The sequence below is a fragment of the Exiguobacterium sp. s36 genome, from assembly GCF_018618345.1.
GTDB lineage: Bacteria > Bacillota > Bacilli > Exiguobacteriales > Exiguobacteriaceae > Exiguobacterium > Exiguobacterium chiriqhucha.
Genome location: NZ_JACSLW010000005.1, coordinates 70,932 through 85,496, shown reverse-complemented (window position 1 = coordinate 85,496; position 14,565 = coordinate 70,932). Strand labels below are relative to the sequence as shown.

Sequence of the window (14,565 nt, the reverse complement as noted above, 5' to 3'; positions counted from 1 at the left end):
GGATGATAGAAACAAAAGGGAGGAATGCATGATGAAAGCAATTTTAACAGGTATGAACGGGACCGTCGCCCCCGTCGTCGCCGAGACGTTAACGCGGCATGGCATCGAGCCCGTGGCCTGGGACCGAACGAAAGTATCGACCACAGATGAGGCCGAGATGCGACGTTTCATCGAATCGGTGCGTCCGAACTACTTTCTTCATATCGGGATGGGTGCCGTCGAATGGGCCGACACGCTAGCTCGACTATGCGGAGAATATAAGATTCCATTTCTCTTCACGAGCACCGTCTCGGTGTTCTCTGACAACGTGACAGGGCCAATCACACCGGACATGCCTCCTGACGCGACCGATGAATACGGGGCCTATAAGCGGGCCTGCGAAGAGACGATTGCCCGGACCAATCCTGGTGCCCAAATCGTACGGCTCGGTTGGCAAATCGGGCATCGTGCCGGTTCGAATAACATGATGGATTATTTCGAGAACGAGATGAAACGACATGGCGTCATCGTCGCGAGCGCTCACTGGTACCCGTCTTGCTCGTTTTTGGAAGACACGGCCGATGCCTTGTTCGAGATTTTGACGAAGCGAGGGCCCGGGCTGTACCAATTGAACGGCAATTCGAGTCACTCTCTGTATGACATCGCGATGGCGCTCAAAGAGTCACATGATACATCGTGGCAAATCGAACAGACTGATGAACCGAAACGTGATAATCGAATGGTCGATACGAATATCACGATTCAACCGATTACAAAACGGCTAGCGTTACACACGAAATGAGTCGCCCGCGGGCGACTCATTTATTAGTTCTTTCGAATCTGATTCAGCACGAAACGGCTCTTCGGTAAACTCGGCAAATCGACAAAGCTATAACTGAGGTCTTGCGGCGGCACCTCGTAACGGTAACGTGTTAGGAACACGTCGATCGTCTCACGCATGATTGCAATCGTCACATGCTCTCCCGCACAGCGGTGTCCGAAATCGACATCCCCGCCGCCTTGCGGAATGAACGTGAACGGACTTTCCGTCCAGTCTTTGAACCGATCGGGGTTGAATGTATCCGGTTCCGTCCACAAGGAAGGGTCATGATTCGTCCCATATAAATCGAGCAAGACGAGCGTCCCTTCTTCGAACGTAAATTCGTTCCACTCGAAATCTTGCTTGACCCTCGCAGCGGTCACGGGGAAAAATGGATAAAAGCGTCTCACTTCTTGAACGAACCATGTCGGTTCGGTCTCACCACGCGCCAATCGGTCCCGCGCTTCCGGAAATTGGTGGAGCGCCAATACAGTGAACAACACATAAATCGAGACAGCCACGGTCGGGCGCAATATATTGATTACTTCGACAGCAACGACGTCGGCCGGAAGCAGATGACCCGCTTCATCCCGATGCCAAGAAAATTCGTATAACGCCGTTTGTTCGTTTGGGAGAAGCCGGTTCGTCCGCACTTCTTCGACCATGCCACGCACCCACGCCTCGGCCGAGGAGCGGGCCGCTCGCCCCCGAACATGTTTTGGTCCGAGGGCAGTCCCAGATTCAAATAACAATTTCATCTCGTCCGTCCGACGCGCTACTTCGCTTTCATGGAGCGGGACCCCGGCCCATTCACAGACGGCCCGCATGAGAACTTCTTGCGCCGTGTCATAGAGCACCGTCTCGTCAGCTGCCGCGTCGAGCGCCCGTTCCCACTCCCGGCTGACCAGCTTCGTTAACCGCTTGATATTTTGTGGGAACATGAGCGCCATGAACATCTGTTTGCGATGTGTATGGGCCGAGCCGTCTAACGTCTGCACACCATCCTCACCGAATAGTGTTTTCAGCAACCGTTTCGGTGCCGCATCTTTACGCACGAACTTGTCCGCGTCATAAAACAAGGCTGCCGCCTCGCCGCCTCCGAGACAGATGACGCGTTCGCCGAGCAAGCGTGTTTCAAACAGAGTGGATTGAAAGCTCTTCCGACGGTTCGGGACGTATAAATATCCTTCCCGTAGGAACGCCAGGCTATGATCGAGCCCTTCTTCTTTTGGAATCAGTCGTGTCATCATGATCATCCTCTCCAGTTTTGCTATAAAGGATGTTCCCCTGTTGCTAGCGAACAAACCTATAGGGAAAGGAGGAAATGAAATGCTATCTTTCATCTTGACGTTCCGGCGCATGTTCCGCGGGATTTGGCGTGGCTTGAAGGATGCGGAGTTTCAAGTCTTGTTCAGTCTCGCCTTCCTGACCATCCTCTCCGGGACACTGTTCTACTCACACTTCGAAGACATGCGTTGGCTCGATGCCCTGTATTTCAGTGTCGTCACACTCACGACAATCGGCTATGGGGATTTTGTCCCGACGACCGATATCGGCAAAGTGTTCACGATCGGCTATGTCATCACGGGTGTCGGCATCATGGTCGGTTTCATCACGAAAGTGTTCGACCATCTTCAACAAGCACGGCTCGAAGAGGTTCGCAAACGAAATACGCCACCGTCCCCGTGAGGATGGTGGCGTATTGGTTTAAGAGGCTTTTCGATTTCGATTTTCGAGTTCGAGCTGTTGATTGAATCGCTTCGTCTCAGCAATGACCACACCCGACAAGAACAGTAAGCCAATCAAGTTCGGGATGGCCATCAAGCCGTTGAACACGTCCGAGAGCGCCCAAACCAAGTTGAGGTTCGTCGTCATCGCACCGAGACCGGCAACGAGAACGAACGCAATCCGATAAGGAAGAATCGATTTTTGACCGAACAAGTAATGAATCGACCGTTCCCCATAGTATGACCACCCGAGCACCGTCGAATAGGCGAACATGACGAGTCCAATCGTCACGATATAACCGCCGGCCGGTCCAAGGAATTGCTCGAACGTCGCCGTCGTCAATTCGACCCCCTCGAGGCCCGAACCGATTTGACCACCCATGACGAGCGTGATTCCCGTGACAGAACAGACGATGAGCGTATCGAGAAACACTTGCGTCATCGAGACGAGCGCCTGACGTCCCGGCATATCCGTTTTAGCAGCCGCTGCGGCAATCGGCGCCGAACCGAGACCTGCCTCGTTCGAGAAGACGCCGCGCGCCACACCGTAACGAATGGCGGCCCCGATGGCTCCGCCACCAATTGCTTCGGCACTGAACGTGCTGCTGAAGATGAGGGCGATCGCATCCGGAATGAGCGTATAGTTCATCACCATAATCAACAATCCGCTGCCGAGATAAAAGACGATCATGACTGGCACGAAGTAACTGACGACGCGACCGATTGATTTGACACCACCTAAGATGACCGCGCCTGTGAAAATCATAATCAAGATACCGGAGACATACAACGGCACGTCAAAGGTCGTCTTGAGCGCCATCGCGACCGAGTTCGTCTGCACCCCGTTTCCAATTCCAAATGCGGCGAGCGAGGCGAATCCTGCGAATGCGACAGCGAGCCAACGTTGCTTCAAGCCACGTTCTAAATAATACATTGGCCCCCCAGCCATTTGTCCGCGTTCATCGGTCACCCGATATTTCACGGCGAGCACGGCTTCGGCGTATTTCGTCGCCATTCCGAAGAATCCGGATACCCACATCCAGACGATCGCACCCGGTCCCCCGAGCACGACCGCGGTCGCAACCCCGACGATATTCCCCGTACCGACGGTAGCTGCGAGCGCCGTCATGAGCGCTTGGAAGTGACTGATATCCCCTTTCGATGATTTGTCTTGGTTTTTAGAAAACGCGAGCTTCAATGCGTACGGCAACTTCGTGACTTGAAGTCCCCCGAGCCGTACCGTCAAGTAGATGCCTGTCCCCACAAGCAAAATCAATAACGGTGGTCCCCACACAAAGTTCGAAATCGTACCGATGAGTTCACTGAACGATTCACTCATATTGAATTCCCCTTCCCCTTATGTAATCGTACATCTCTATTTTTTCAGAATACTTAGAAGATTGTCAAAAGTATTGTAATAAAACAAAGATACGATTTTGATGCTGTATCTAAAACAGCGAGTCGCCGCTTAGACGTCTCGCTGAGAAGGGGGTTTTTCGCGTTGTAAAGGGGCGCGCCAATCAAATTCGTCCGGCACGTAGTCGAGTCCGCCCGAATGGAACGGTTGGCACCGCATTAAGCGGCGTGTCGTCAAATACCCGCCTTTGAGGGCACCATGCTTTTCAATCGCCTCGATTCCATAGTGGGAACACGTCGGATAAAAGCGGCAAGTCGGTGGTTTCAACGGCGAGATGAACCGTTGATACCCTTGAATCCCCCGCACTAACACTCGTTTCACTCTCATCGCCTCCAGTTTAATTACAGCCATAATAGCTCGAAGTAGCAAACTTGTCATCTATGACGTATGCGACAATCGAATGACAAACCGCACATCTTTTTTTCCTTTGTTTTACAATTTGAGCACGATGGGCGCTATTTACCGAATCATTTGTTATGATAAGCAACATGTATACGACCGAATCTATATGAAGAGGTGACGAGAATGAATATTTTAATGGTAGGTGCAGGATCGATGAGTGAGTCACTCGTACGCGGATGGCTTGCCTCAGGCGTGTCGCCTGAACAAATCACGATGACGAACCGGAGTGACCGTAACCGTTTGACAGCATTGCAGGCCGAGCTCGGTGTGCAAATCGTTGACGAAGAGGATGTCAACGCGTATGACATCGTCGTCCTCGCGATGCAACCGGACGGGGTCATTCCTTATGTGCAATCGAAAACGTGGAGCACCCCGCTCCTCGTCTCCGTGGCAGCCCACATCGAGCCGAGCGAGCTTGAGGAGGCGTCAGGTCTTCCGGCCGTCTGTGCGATGCCGAATACCCCAGTCGCTTACCAGAGCGGGATGACCGGACTCTGGTTCGGCCCTGAGACGGATGATGTCGTTCGCACGACCGCGACGGCGCTGTTTGAACGCGTTGGCCGGACGGCCGTGACGGATGCGAAGACGATGTCCGCCTTCATGGCTGCCGCTGGATGTAGCCCGGCTTTCTTTTATGAGATCGTCGGTTCGATGACACCCGTCTTAACCGATGCCGGTTTCGATGAAACGACGGCACGCCAAATCGTTGCCCAGGCGATGAAAGGATCGGCCGAACTGTTGCTTCACGAGACACGACCAACGAACGACTTGATTGCGGATGTGGCCGCGCCAGACGGTCCGACCGACCGCGGTGTCGGCGTGCTCCGCTCGCGCAATTTAGCGGACGTTATGGCCTCGGCCCTTCGCGAAAGTGCGAAAGAAGAAGTCGAACAACCGAAGAACTAAAAAATCCGAGAGACGCATCGCGTTTCTCGGATTTTTTGATTAGACGATATGTAAGATGGAGACGATGACCGCGACCATCAAGATTCCCGGCAATAGGTTTGCGACGCGAATCCGCGTGATGCCGACTAAGTTCAATCCGATCGCAACAATCATGACACCACCAGTCGCTGTCATCTCCAAAATGAAATCATCCATGAGTGACTCCGGGATGAACTTCATGATTTGGATGGCGAGCAAAGCGATTGCCCCTTGATATAAGAGCACCGGTACGGCCGAGAACATGACGCCGATGCCGAGCGTCGAGCTGAGCACGAGTGCCGTGAAGCCATCAATCAACCCTTTCGTGTACAACACGTCATGATCCCCGCGCAATCCGCTGTCGAGCGCACCGATGACGGCCATCGCCCCGATGACGAAGATGAGAGTCGCCGTGATGAACCCTTCGGCGATACTCGATTTGCTCTTGCCGCCGAGTCGGCGTTCCAACTGATAGCCGACCTCGTTCAACTTCTCATCGAGCTTCCACCATTCACCGAGTGCGGCCCCGATGACGAGGCTGCCAATAACGATTAAAAAGTTCTCACTCTTCATCCCCATCTGAACGCCAAGCAAAACGACGGCGAGACCGATGGCTGCGGTGACCGTCTCTTTCATTCTTTCGGGGATGCGGTGAAACAAAAGTCCAAGCAATGTGCCAATCACGATCAACGCCGCGTTGACGAGTGTTCCGGTTAAGACCATTGGATAATTCCCCGTTTCTGTATGTATTGAGAGGAATATACCAACTGTTTATGTAGACTGTCAATTGAAAGAAAAACAAAAAAAAGCCACTTCTCGCAAGAAGTGGCGTCGCGGAAACCCACGTTCCTATGGGTTTCGCATCGGGTTTGGCACCCAAGTGATTCTGACTGGGCTCGAACCAGCGACCTCTACCCTGTCAAGGTAGCGCTCTCCCAGCTGAGCTACAGAATCAGGTCGTGTCCTCTCTTAAGGACACTATTAATATATCAAGAAACTAATGCCTTGGCAACTGTTTTTTAAAACTTTTTTTAGTTTTTTTAGCGCGTCATTTCTTCCCGTTTCATATGGCGGCACAACCGCTCTAAATCACCGGCATATACCGAGACGAGCATGCCTTCATATTCGGTGTCTCGATCCCAATGCAGTCCGTTCGCCTTCGCGACTCGTTGCGACGGGACGTTATCCGGATGAATCAAGGAGATGATCTCCTTTTCTCCGGTCTCAAACGCGTAACGCATGAGACGCGCCGCTGCCTCACGCCCGTAGCCCATATGCCAATGCTTCGGCGCCAACCAATATCCGACTTCAAGTTCAATCGTCCCATCGAGTTCATGCAACAGCGTGCCGGCATGTCCAATCGGCTCGTCACTCTCATGTGTCATCAATTTGAGCAATCCCGTTTGACGACCCGTCTGATAGCGGGCCAACTGTCGCTCGAACCATTCAATCGTCTGTTCATCCGTATATGGTTTCCCATCTTGGCTAATGAAGCGCATCACCCGCGGATCTTGGAGTAACGATTTTACGAAATAGAAATCGGCGATTGTGTAAGGTTCAAGTCGCAGACGTTCGGATTGCAGTTTGACAAGATTCATCTTCCCCGCCCCTTTCGTTCACAGTCTGAACTATTCAATTCCCGTTTTTATTCCGATTCAATCCTGATTAGGCGACAACTTTTAGTCCGATGACGCTCCCGATAATGAGCAAGAGGAAGAAGATGCGCCACCGGTCTCGTGATTCGTTCAAATACAGCATGCCGAGCACGACCCCACCAGCCGCCCCAATCCCGACCCAAATCGAATACGCTAATCCGAGCGGTAGTGTCTCAAGGGAGCGCGACAATAAATAAAAACTTACGGCAAACGTTCCGACAGATAGCGCAGACCATTTAAATATTTGATACCCTTTCGATTTCCCCATAAAGAAGACGGCCATCATCTCGGCAAGACCCGCGCCAATCAAAAATACCCAACTCATGCCGATTCCCCTCCAGTCACTTGTTTCAATCCAATCACACCGATGAGGAGCGTCGCGATCAAGACGAGCTTCATCCCGGTCAGTGCCTCATCAAACAAGACCGCACCAACGATGACCGTTCCGACGGCCCCGATGCCGGTGAACACTGCATAACCGGTCCCGGCCGGTAACGTCCGGAACGACATCGCCAACAATCCAAAGCTCACAACTAATAAGAGAACGGTCACCACGCTCGGACCGAGCACCGTGAAGCCGTTCGACAGTTTCATCGTCGTGGCCCAGACGATTTCAAGCAGGCCGGCGAGAATAAGCCAAACCCAGGCCATTTGATCTTGTTTCATGTCCATCCGACTCCTTTCTTATAGATTGTGAATGCGGCCTGTTGCCGCTTGACGCGATTCGTCTCGAGCGTGAAGAGCGAGATGAGCGCCCCGTCTAGAAAACAATAGTACGCGTCATACACGTCCTCGAGTGACTGTTCGGGTAAGGCCCCTTGCTCTATCGCCAATCGAAACTGTTCTTTCTCGAACGCTTGCAGTTCCGTCTCGACCGAACCGAGCGTCGTCTCGATGAATGATCGCAACTCGGGCGGTGGGACGAGCAACATCCGCTTCGTCAGCATCCATGTCTCCTCTTCTTCAAAGAAGCGAATCAACGCCTCGACGATCGCCTCGATCCGCTCGAGCGGCGCAGCGTCAACGGAAGCGTCCCGTGCCTCCTGCCAGATGTGTGCATAACGGTTCCCCATGTCCTCGACGACTTGCTTGAACAGTTGTTCTTTCCCTTCGATATGGGCGTATAGCGACGCCTTTTTGATGCCCACATCCTCAGCGAGCGAGGCGAGCGACAAGCCTTCATATCCTTCAAGCGCAAACCGGCGCCGCGCCGCCAGTTCGATTCGTTGTTTCGTATTCATCACAGATCGTCCCCTTTCTCTCTCATCACCTTACCTAACGAACGGTAGGTAGTCAAGTGCGCGGATTGCATTCCCCGGTTCCACCCGGCAAAATGGAGACAGTTGATGGGAAAGGAGCGCTTTATATGCTTGAGCAATTCAGCTTTACGTTACCGACCGAGACGACACGCGGACGGAAACGAATCGTCCGTGTCTATCGTCCCGACTTCGTGTCGGCTGACGAGCGGATCCCGGTCCTCTATATGCACGACGGTCAAAACGTGTTCGACGGCAAGACCGCCACGATCGGCGAAGGTTGGTCAATCGACCGCCACATCGAGGACTTGCAATTGCCGCTCATGGTCGTCGCCATCGCGAGTGCCCCGGACTGGCTCGACCGCTACGATGAGTATTCGTTTTATGAGGATGAGATGCTATACCGGCGGATTGGACCGGAACTCGCCAAGACACGGCCCACGCTCGGCGGGAGAGGTCGGGCTTACGCCGACTGGCTCATGCAAGAGTTGAAGCCGTGGATTGATGAACGCTACGCGACCGACCCGGACGACGTCGGCGTGATGGGCAGCTCGATGGGCGGGGTCATCTCGCTCCATATGATGACGGCCTATCCGTCCATCCGGCGCGTCGGCTCGCTCTCGACAGCCGCTTGGGCCAATCTCGACTCCCTCATTCGGGATGTGAAGCAGGCCGATGTGACGGCGCGTCTCTATATGGACATCGGGACGAACGAGACGAGCGGACCGATCACGCCCGAGGATTACCTCTATACGAACGCGAAACTCGTCGAGACGGTCGCGCGAACAGGGATTGCCTTCCGCTATGAGGTCGAGCCCGGTGCCGTCCATAATGAAATCGCGTGGCGGCGTCGGCTACCGAACGCCCTCGCCTTCCTCTATGAATTGACATAAAAAAGAGACGAATTCCACGAAGGGATTCGTCTCTTGCTTGATTAAATGACCCAGTTTCCGTCACGCATGATGGCTTCGCGTGAACCGTCTTCGAGTTCGCCGTCGATGTTCATCTCGGCCGAGCCGATCATGAAGTCGACGTGTGTCATCGAGTCGTTCGCACCGTTCTCGGCGAGCTCTTCAGCTGACATTTGCGGTCCGCCTTCGAGACATGTCGAGTAGGCGCGTCCGAGCGCCAAGTGACATGATGCGTTCTCGTCGAACAACGTGTTATAGAAAAGGAGACCCGAGTTCGAGATTGGTGAGTCGTCCGGCACGAGCGCAACTTCTCCGATACGACGCGCCCCTTCATCGAGGTTCAACAACTCATCGAGTGCCTGTTGGCCTTGTTTCGCTTCCGCTTTCACGACTTTCCCGCCTTCGAACCAGAGCGTGAATCCATCGATCAAGTTGCCGCTATAGCTGAGCGGTTTCGTGCTCGAGACGTGTCCTTCGACCGAATCTTTATCGGCGAGCGTGAACACTTCTTCAGTCGGCATGTTGGCGATGAAATCGACACCGTCGATGTTCGGACCGCCGCCGCCAAGGAAGACGTGCTTCTTCGGCAAGCCGATCGTCAATTCCGTGCCCGGTGCTTTGTAATGGAGCTTCGTGTACTTCTTGTTCGTGAGTAACGTCGCGCGTTCACGGAGCGATGCGTCATGCGTATCCCACGCCGCGACGACATCCGGTTGGTCCATGCGCGTCGCTTCGAAAATCGCTTTCCAAAGGGCTGGTACGGCGTCTTCACGGTCTGGGAAGACTTTCTTCGCCCATGCTTCCGAAGCGCCAGCGACGATTGACCAGCTGACATTGTCGCTCATGACATATTTGCGCCATTTCGCGAGCGCCACGCCGGCAGCACGATTCGAGTCCGCGATACGTGACGACTCGACGCCGTTCAGTGCGTCCGGGTCGTCGCTGACGATCGATAGGAACGCCGTCTTCTCTTCGGCCAATTGCTCAAAGCGTGCCTTGAGCCATTCCGGGTATTCTTTGAAGGCATCTGCTGGGGCGTTGAAGTAACGGACTTTCGTCGTCTCTTCGTCGCTCCAGTTCACATACACTTGTTTCGCGCCAGCCGTGTAAGCTGCTTTCACGATTTCACGGACGAGCGGTGCTTGGCTAATATCAGCTCGGACTTCGAGCTGTTGGCCCGGCTGAATGTTGACGCCTTTTTTGACGGCAAGCTCAGCGTAGCGGGCAAATTCTGCCTCAGTCGGCATGGTTACAGTAGACATATGTACAGTTCCTCCTTTTTCACTTATTTCTATTTTCTTAAATTTTCGGAAAAGTTGCAACCAAATCGCAAAAACGGGCATATTAGTAGATGAAGACAGAAGGAGGAATATACATGTCAGATTGGAAAACGACGTACACACACTTTTTAACAAGCGCGACCGAGGACTATACCAACAAAGAAAAATTGGGTGATCTCTTGGTCCAAGGTGAACTCGCTCTCGCTAAAGTGACAGTCGATGTCGCGTCAAGCGAGATTAGCAATATCGAACGGGAAGAAGAACTGACGCTCTACTTCCAAATGAAACAGTTGCTCAATATGTTGCGCGCCCTCTATAACGACCAGTTCGAGATGCAGCCAGACAAACAGCACGCCCTCGTCGCCGCCGTCCTCTACTTCGTATCCCCATTCGATGCGATTCCGGATGACGCTCCGCTCGGCTTATTCGATGACGCTCAAGTCATCGATTACGTGCATGAACAGCTCGCAAGTGATATCGACCGCTTCCATAATGAATTGTAATCATTCGACGCTTGAAATTCCGACATCGTCGGAGTACGCTTGAATGAGTTTATTTCAAAGGGGGCGTATGGCGCCTAGCCATTATCTATGTATGCAAAAACTAGAAAACGGATCGCCGTCGAGACGACCTTGTTCATCATCGCCGGAACGATTCTACAATCGATTTTTGTCGGTCTATTGCTCAAACCAAACGAAATCGGGTCCGGGGGTATCGTCGGGATCACGTTGATCGTCAATGAATTGTTCAACACGCCGATTGGATTCACGCAACTCGTCTTGAACATCCCGCTCTTCATCATCGGGATTAAATATCTGGGGAAACGGTTCATTCTCATGACCGGCCTCGTCGTCGTCTTATCATCCATCTTGATTGACACGTTGCCCGTGCTCATCCCGCCGACACCGCTCGATGACCCGCTCGTCGCCTCGGTGTTCAGTGGCATCGTCTCCGGCCTCGGGCTCGCCCTGCTGTTGTTCGCAGGCGCTTCGACCGGAGGACTCGACATTCTCGGGAAAGTCATTTATACGAACAACCGGAACTTATCACTCCCGAAAATCTTTTTGACACAAGATATCATCGTCTATATCCTTGTGTTCATCACGTTCGACATTAAAGCGGTCATGTATGCGCTCGTTCTGAGTTTCGTCCGGTCGCGGACGTTGTTGACGATTCACCGGTTCTTCTCGGCGCAGAAGCAGTGTTTCATCATCTGTAAGAAAGCCGATGAAATCAACCTCGTCATCAAGCAGAACTTGAAGCGCGGCGTCACGATTATGGACGCGACCGGCGGTTACTCGAACGACTCGAAGAAGATGTTGTATGTCGTCGTCCAGAATAACGAGATTCCAAAACTGCGTCAAATCGTCTCCGAGATTGATTCAGAAGCGTTCATCACCGTCTCTGAAATCGATTCGGTCGTCGGTAACTTCAAAGAGCATTCGTATACACTTTAATCGACAGCAACTTGCTGTCGATTTTTTGGTGTAACAAACGCATGAACAATCCGATAATAATGGTGGGCCTCTTAGACATATACAGAAGGAGGTGCATGAGTTGACCAACCACTCGTTGCGCCAAACAGTCCCCGCTTTGCTCGTCGGGACCTTTTTTCTCGGACTTTTATTGATTCTGTTCACCCCTTACGCCTTGAGGGAGACGAGTTTGTTCGTCTATTTCACGGCGGTCACGCTCATCGCGACCGTCTTTAGCGCGACGGCCGTGTTTCAAAATCGCGGGATGCGACGCTACATACATTTACTGATTAGCGCCGGAAACGTTTGTTTCATCGCCTATTTAGTCGGGCATCACTTCGTCATGTCAACTGGAATTGAGCTTATGCCGTTCATCCAAAACTTCTTTTATTTAATCATGTCGTTGATCGTGATCACCCAATCGATTGAAATTCGGACATTGAAACTGCGAACGTTCGACATTTTCGCCTTGTTCAGCTTCCTGTTGATTGGGGCGTTGCATCTGTTCGTTTATTCGAACGACGGAGCACGTTATGCGGCTCATTTGAACGGGTTTGAAGAACAGATGGTGTTGATTAGTCTCTACATGATGCTCGGCTTCCTGTACTTGAATCGCATCACCTCGGTCGGCCAAACGTTCCGTGTGCTCTTGTTGATCGGCATTCTCGGCTTCACGACTGCCTCGATTTTGAACCAATTGCTCATCTTCAACGGCATCGGCCATGAGTTGGTGCACCTGCTTCAAGTGAGTAGCATCTTTATCATTTCAATCAGCTACGTGTTCGATGAATCGAGAGAAGATGCCCTCGTCTATGACTCCGTGTTCGACTACGTCGTCTATAGCGCAATCGTCATGCTGTTCATGCTCGCCTCGGATCGTTTGCTCGGCACATCTGTGCTCGACTCGATGACGGCGAACGCCGTCTTGTTGCTGCTCATCCGTCAGTTCGTCGTCGCCAAACAAAACGCATTGATCAGTCACCGTTTACATACCGTCAATACCGACCTCGAAGTCGCAGTGACGACGAAAGCACATGAGCTTGAAATTCGGGAGCAACAGTATCGGTCCCTGTTCGCCTATCATGCCGAACCGATCTTTTTATTCGATCTGCATGGCGAAGTGTTGTCCGTGAATGAGGCCGGCAGCTCTGTCCTCGGTCATGATACTGAGACGCTGATCGGCTCCAACATTTTAGACATTATCGAACAGAAAGATCGGGCCGCTTATGCGGCCGTATTGCACGATTTGACGAACGGTCGCCCCCGAACGCTCGACGTCGATGTCGTCACCGAGGACGGGGCGAAGCGAGTTTGGCAGCTGATGAACATCCCGATGATTATCGACGGGGAAGTCGAAGGCATTTATGCCATCGTCAAAGACATCACCCAAATGATCGTGCAACAAGAACAAATCTACTATCAAGCAAATCATGACAGTTTGACGGGACTGCACAACCGTTACGCGTTGCAAGAACAAATCGAACGGCTCATCGCCGAAGGACGACGATTCTCGCTCATGTTCTCCGACCTGGACGGCTTCAAAGAGATCAACGACCAGTTCGGCCATCATATGGGCGATGAATTGCTGCAACACATCGGCAAACGACTAAGAGGTGCCTTATTGCCGAACGAGTACGCGGGACGGCTCGGCGGTGACGAGTTCATCGTCGTCGCCGAACATGATGATGATGAGATGTTAGTCGAACGGTTGCGACGCTTCGTCTATCGCCCGCCTTACTTTATGGGCGGAACGCTCGTCGAGATTCACGCGTCCATCGGTATCGTCCGCTATCCTGAACACGGCTCGACGCTCAAGCATTTGCTGTCGAACGCCGACCTTGCCATGTATAAGGCGAAGGACAAAGGACGCAACGAGACCGTTTTGTTCGCTCCTGAATTGCGGGCCCACAAAGAAGAGCGCAAGCTGTTGATGGAAGGGCTCGACACCGCCCTTGAAAAAGGCGAGATCTCGCTTTACCTTCAGCCTCAAGTCGACGCCTCGACGAAAGCCATCATCGGGGCCGAGGCGCTCATGCGCTGGCAACGCGATGGGGTCTTCATCCCGCCGAGCCAATTCATCCCAATCGCCGAGGAGACGGGCCACATCCATGATCTCGGTCGCTGGATGATTCATGAGACGTTCCAATTGATGTACGCCTTCGAGCAAGGAGACATCAATTTGCCGAAATTGTCGGTCAACCTCTCCGTCCGTCAATTGTTCGATGAACATTTAATCGAGTATTTGACGACTTTGTTTGAGCGGTTTCCAATCGAACCGAGCCGACTCAACTTCGAATTGACCGAGACCGTCGCCGCCCACCATTCCGACCGGGTGTTGACACGGATCCTCGAACTCAAGGCGCTCGGCATCAAACTGTCGATCGATGACTTCGGGACGGGCTACAGCTCACTCGCCTATCTCGTCCGCTATCCAATCGATGAGCTGAAAATCCCGCGCGAGTTCACGATGCAACTCGAAGAGAACCGGGAGTATCAAACCGTCACCGCGACAATCGTCGCCATGGCCCGACAACTTGGGATGGCACTCGTCGCCGAAGGGGTCGAGACAGAATATCAAGAGAATTTCTTACGAAAGATCGGCTGTGATTCGATGCAAGGGTATCGCTATGCGAAGCCGATGCCGCTCGATGAGTTTGTCATCTACTACATGAAGCAGACGATGTGACAAAAAATGCCCCGAACCGGTAAACCGATTCGG

16 protein-coding genes and 1 tRNA gene are annotated in these 14,565 nt (G+C 52.8%); 7 read left to right on the top strand and 10 right to left on the bottom strand.

Features of this window, described 5'->3' with window-relative positions; all coding sequences use genetic code 11:
• Window positions 1-31: 31 nt before the first annotated feature.
• Window positions 32-781 (top strand): sugar nucleotide-binding protein, encoded by a 750-nt coding sequence (locus KNP95_RS11545; RefSeq protein WP_029596072.1) that lies wholly within the window; start codon window positions 32-34, stop codon window positions 779-781.
• A gap of 23 nt (window positions 782-804) precedes the next feature.
• On the opposite strand, the gene cypC is transcribed toward KNP95_RS11545, so the two are convergent.
• Window positions 805-2,049, bottom strand: coding sequence for a CYP152 family fatty-acid peroxygenase CypC (cypC, locus tag KNP95_RS11540; RefSeq protein ID WP_353048992.1), 1,245 nt, complete (start codon window positions 2,047-2,049; stop codon window positions 805-807).
• A gap of 79 nt (window positions 2,050-2,128) precedes the next feature.
• Between cypC and KNP95_RS11535 the strand changes: the two genes are divergently transcribed.
• Complete coding sequence (locus tag KNP95_RS11535; protein ID WP_214837234.1) at window positions 2,129-2,488, top strand: potassium channel family protein; 360 nt, start codon at window positions 2,129-2,131, stop codon at window positions 2,486-2,488.
• 18 nt (window positions 2,489-2,506) lie between these two features.
• Here KNP95_RS11535 and KNP95_RS11530 read toward each other — a convergent pair whose 3' ends face one another.
• Window positions 2,507-3,865: an alanine/glycine:cation symporter family protein gene (locus KNP95_RS11530; protein WP_214837232.1), complete on the bottom strand. Its 1,359-nt coding sequence runs from the start codon at window positions 3,863-3,865 to the stop codon at window positions 2,507-2,509.
• Window positions 3,866-3,994: 129 nt separating this feature from the next.
• On the bottom strand, window positions 3,995-4,270 hold the full coding sequence (gene yidD, locus KNP95_RS11525) for a membrane protein insertion efficiency factor YidD (protein WP_082665786.1): 276 nt from the start codon (window positions 4,268-4,270) through the stop codon (window positions 3,995-3,997).
• A 198-nt stretch (window positions 4,271-4,468) separates the two neighbouring features.
• Between yidD and KNP95_RS11520 the strand changes: the two genes are divergently transcribed.
• Window positions 4,469-5,251 (top strand): pyrroline-5-carboxylate reductase family protein, encoded by a 783-nt coding sequence (locus KNP95_RS11520; protein ID WP_214837230.1) that lies wholly within the window; start codon window positions 4,469-4,471, stop codon window positions 5,249-5,251.
• A gap of 39 nt (window positions 5,252-5,290) precedes the next feature.
• Here the strand turns inward: KNP95_RS11520 and KNP95_RS11515 are convergent, their stop codons facing one another.
• The 6 genes from KNP95_RS11515 to KNP95_RS11490 form a co-directional block, all read right to left on the bottom strand.
• Window positions 5,291-5,992 (bottom strand): DUF554 domain-containing protein, encoded by a 702-nt coding sequence (locus KNP95_RS11515; protein WP_214837228.1) that lies wholly within the window; start codon window positions 5,990-5,992, stop codon window positions 5,291-5,293.
• A gap of 158 nt (window positions 5,993-6,150) precedes the next feature.
• Window positions 6,151-6,223 (bottom strand) — tRNA-Val (locus KNP95_RS11510).
• Between the two features lie 86 nt (window positions 6,224-6,309).
• On the bottom strand, window positions 6,310-6,867 hold the full coding sequence (locus KNP95_RS11505; RefSeq protein WP_214837225.1) for a GNAT family N-acetyltransferase: 558 nt from the start codon (window positions 6,865-6,867) through the stop codon (window positions 6,310-6,312).
• A 67-nt stretch (window positions 6,868-6,934) separates the two neighbouring features.
• On the bottom strand, window positions 6,935-7,249 hold the full coding sequence (locus KNP95_RS11500) for a DMT family transporter (RefSeq protein WP_214837223.1): 315 nt from the start codon (window positions 7,247-7,249) through the stop codon (window positions 6,935-6,937).
• A complete protein-coding gene (locus KNP95_RS11495; protein ID WP_214837377.1) occupies window positions 7,246-7,575 on the bottom strand; it encodes a DMT family transporter in 330 nt (109 codons plus the stop codon). The genes KNP95_RS11500 and KNP95_RS11495 overlap by 4 nt, the downstream gene beginning before the upstream one ends.
• A gap of 11 nt (window positions 7,576-7,586) precedes the next feature.
• Complete coding sequence (locus tag KNP95_RS11490; protein WP_214837221.1) at window positions 7,587-8,165, bottom strand: TetR/AcrR family transcriptional regulator; 579 nt, start codon at window positions 8,163-8,165, stop codon at window positions 7,587-7,589.
• A 125-nt stretch (window positions 8,166-8,290) separates the two neighbouring features.
• Between KNP95_RS11490 and KNP95_RS11485 the strand changes: the two genes are divergently transcribed.
• Window positions 8,291-9,073 (top strand): alpha/beta hydrolase, encoded by a 783-nt coding sequence (locus KNP95_RS11485; protein ID WP_214837218.1) that lies wholly within the window; start codon window positions 8,291-8,293, stop codon window positions 9,071-9,073.
• Between the two features lie 41 nt (window positions 9,074-9,114).
• Here the strand turns inward: KNP95_RS11485 and KNP95_RS11480 are convergent, their stop codons facing one another.
• The gene (locus tag KNP95_RS11480; protein WP_214837215.1) at window positions 9,115-10,353 is read right to left on the bottom strand and encodes an aminopeptidase; all 1,239 of its coding nucleotides are present in this window, start codon (window positions 10,351-10,353) and stop codon (window positions 9,115-9,117) included.
• Between the two features lie 113 nt (window positions 10,354-10,466).
• On the opposite strand from KNP95_RS11480, the gene KNP95_RS11475 reads away from it, so the two are divergent.
• From KNP95_RS11475 to KNP95_RS11465, 3 genes are all read left to right on the top strand, one after another.
• On the top strand, window positions 10,467-10,874 hold the full coding sequence (locus tag KNP95_RS11475) for a YkvA family protein (protein WP_021065253.1): 408 nt from the start codon (window positions 10,467-10,469) through the stop codon (window positions 10,872-10,874).
• An 87-nt stretch (window positions 10,875-10,961) separates the two neighbouring features.
• Window positions 10,962-11,828 (top strand): YitT family protein, encoded by an 867-nt coding sequence (locus KNP95_RS11470; RefSeq protein ID WP_214837213.1) that lies wholly within the window; start codon window positions 10,962-10,964, stop codon window positions 11,826-11,828.
• A 100-nt stretch (window positions 11,829-11,928) separates the two neighbouring features.
• On the top strand, window positions 11,929-14,532 hold the full coding sequence (locus tag KNP95_RS11465) for a putative bifunctional diguanylate cyclase/phosphodiesterase (protein ID WP_251138541.1): 2,604 nt from the start codon (window positions 11,929-11,931) through the stop codon (window positions 14,530-14,532).
• Window positions 14,533-14,565 lie beyond the last annotated feature (33 nt).

What these genes read in the sequence shown, in the direction of transcription:
- KNP95_RS11545 (WP_029596072.1), top strand. Translation starts at nt 32, where the DNA reads ATGAAAGCAATTTTAACAGGTATGAACGGGACCGTCGCCCCCGTCGTC.
- KNP95_RS11520 (WP_214837230.1), top strand. Translation starts at nt 4,469, where the DNA reads ATGAATATTTTAATGGTAGGTGCAGGATCGATGAGTGAGTCACTCGTA.
- KNP95_RS11490 (WP_214837221.1), bottom strand. Translation starts at nt 8,165, where the DNA reads ATGAATACGAAACAACGAATCGAACTGGCGGCGCGGCGCCGGTTTGCG.
- KNP95_RS11480 (WP_214837215.1), bottom strand. Translation starts at nt 10,353, where the DNA reads ATGTCTACTGTAACCATGCCGACTGAGGCAGAATTTGCCCGCTACGCT.
- KNP95_RS11505 (WP_214837225.1), bottom strand. Translation starts at nt 6,867, where the DNA reads ATGAATCTTGTCAAACTGCAATCCGAACGTCTGCGACTTGAACCTTAC.
- KNP95_RS11485 (WP_214837218.1), top strand. Translation starts at nt 8,291, where the DNA reads ATGCTTGAGCAATTCAGCTTTACGTTACCGACCGAGACGACACGCGGA.
- KNP95_RS11500 (WP_214837223.1), bottom strand. Translation starts at nt 7,249, where the DNA reads ATGAGTTGGGTATTTTTGATTGGCGCGGGTCTTGCCGAGATGATGGCC.
- KNP95_RS11495 (WP_214837377.1), bottom strand. Translation starts at nt 7,575, where the DNA reads ATGGCCTGGGTTTGGCTTATTCTCGCCGGCCTGCTTGAAATCGTCTGG.
- cypC (WP_353048992.1), bottom strand. Translation starts at nt 2,049, where the DNA reads ATGATGACACGACTGATTCCAAAAGAAGAAGGGCTCGATCATAGCCTG.
- KNP95_RS11535 (WP_214837234.1), top strand. Translation starts at nt 2,129, where the DNA reads ATGCTATCTTTCATCTTGACGTTCCGGCGCATGTTCCGCGGGATTTGG.
- KNP95_RS11470 (WP_214837213.1), top strand. Translation starts at nt 10,962, where the DNA reads ATGTATGCAAAAACTAGAAAACGGATCGCCGTCGAGACGACCTTGTTC.
- KNP95_RS11515 (WP_214837228.1), bottom strand. Translation starts at nt 5,992, where the DNA reads ATGGTCTTAACCGGAACACTCGTCAACGCGGCGTTGATCGTGATTGGC.
- KNP95_RS11475 (WP_021065253.1), top strand. Translation starts at nt 10,467, where the DNA reads ATGTCAGATTGGAAAACGACGTACACACACTTTTTAACAAGCGCGACC.
- KNP95_RS11530 (WP_214837232.1), bottom strand. Translation starts at nt 3,865, where the DNA reads ATGAGTGAATCGTTCAGTGAACTCATCGGTACGATTTCGAACTTTGTG.
- yidD (WP_082665786.1), bottom strand. Translation starts at nt 4,270, where the DNA reads ATGAGAGTGAAACGAGTGTTAGTGCGGGGGATTCAAGGGTATCAACGG.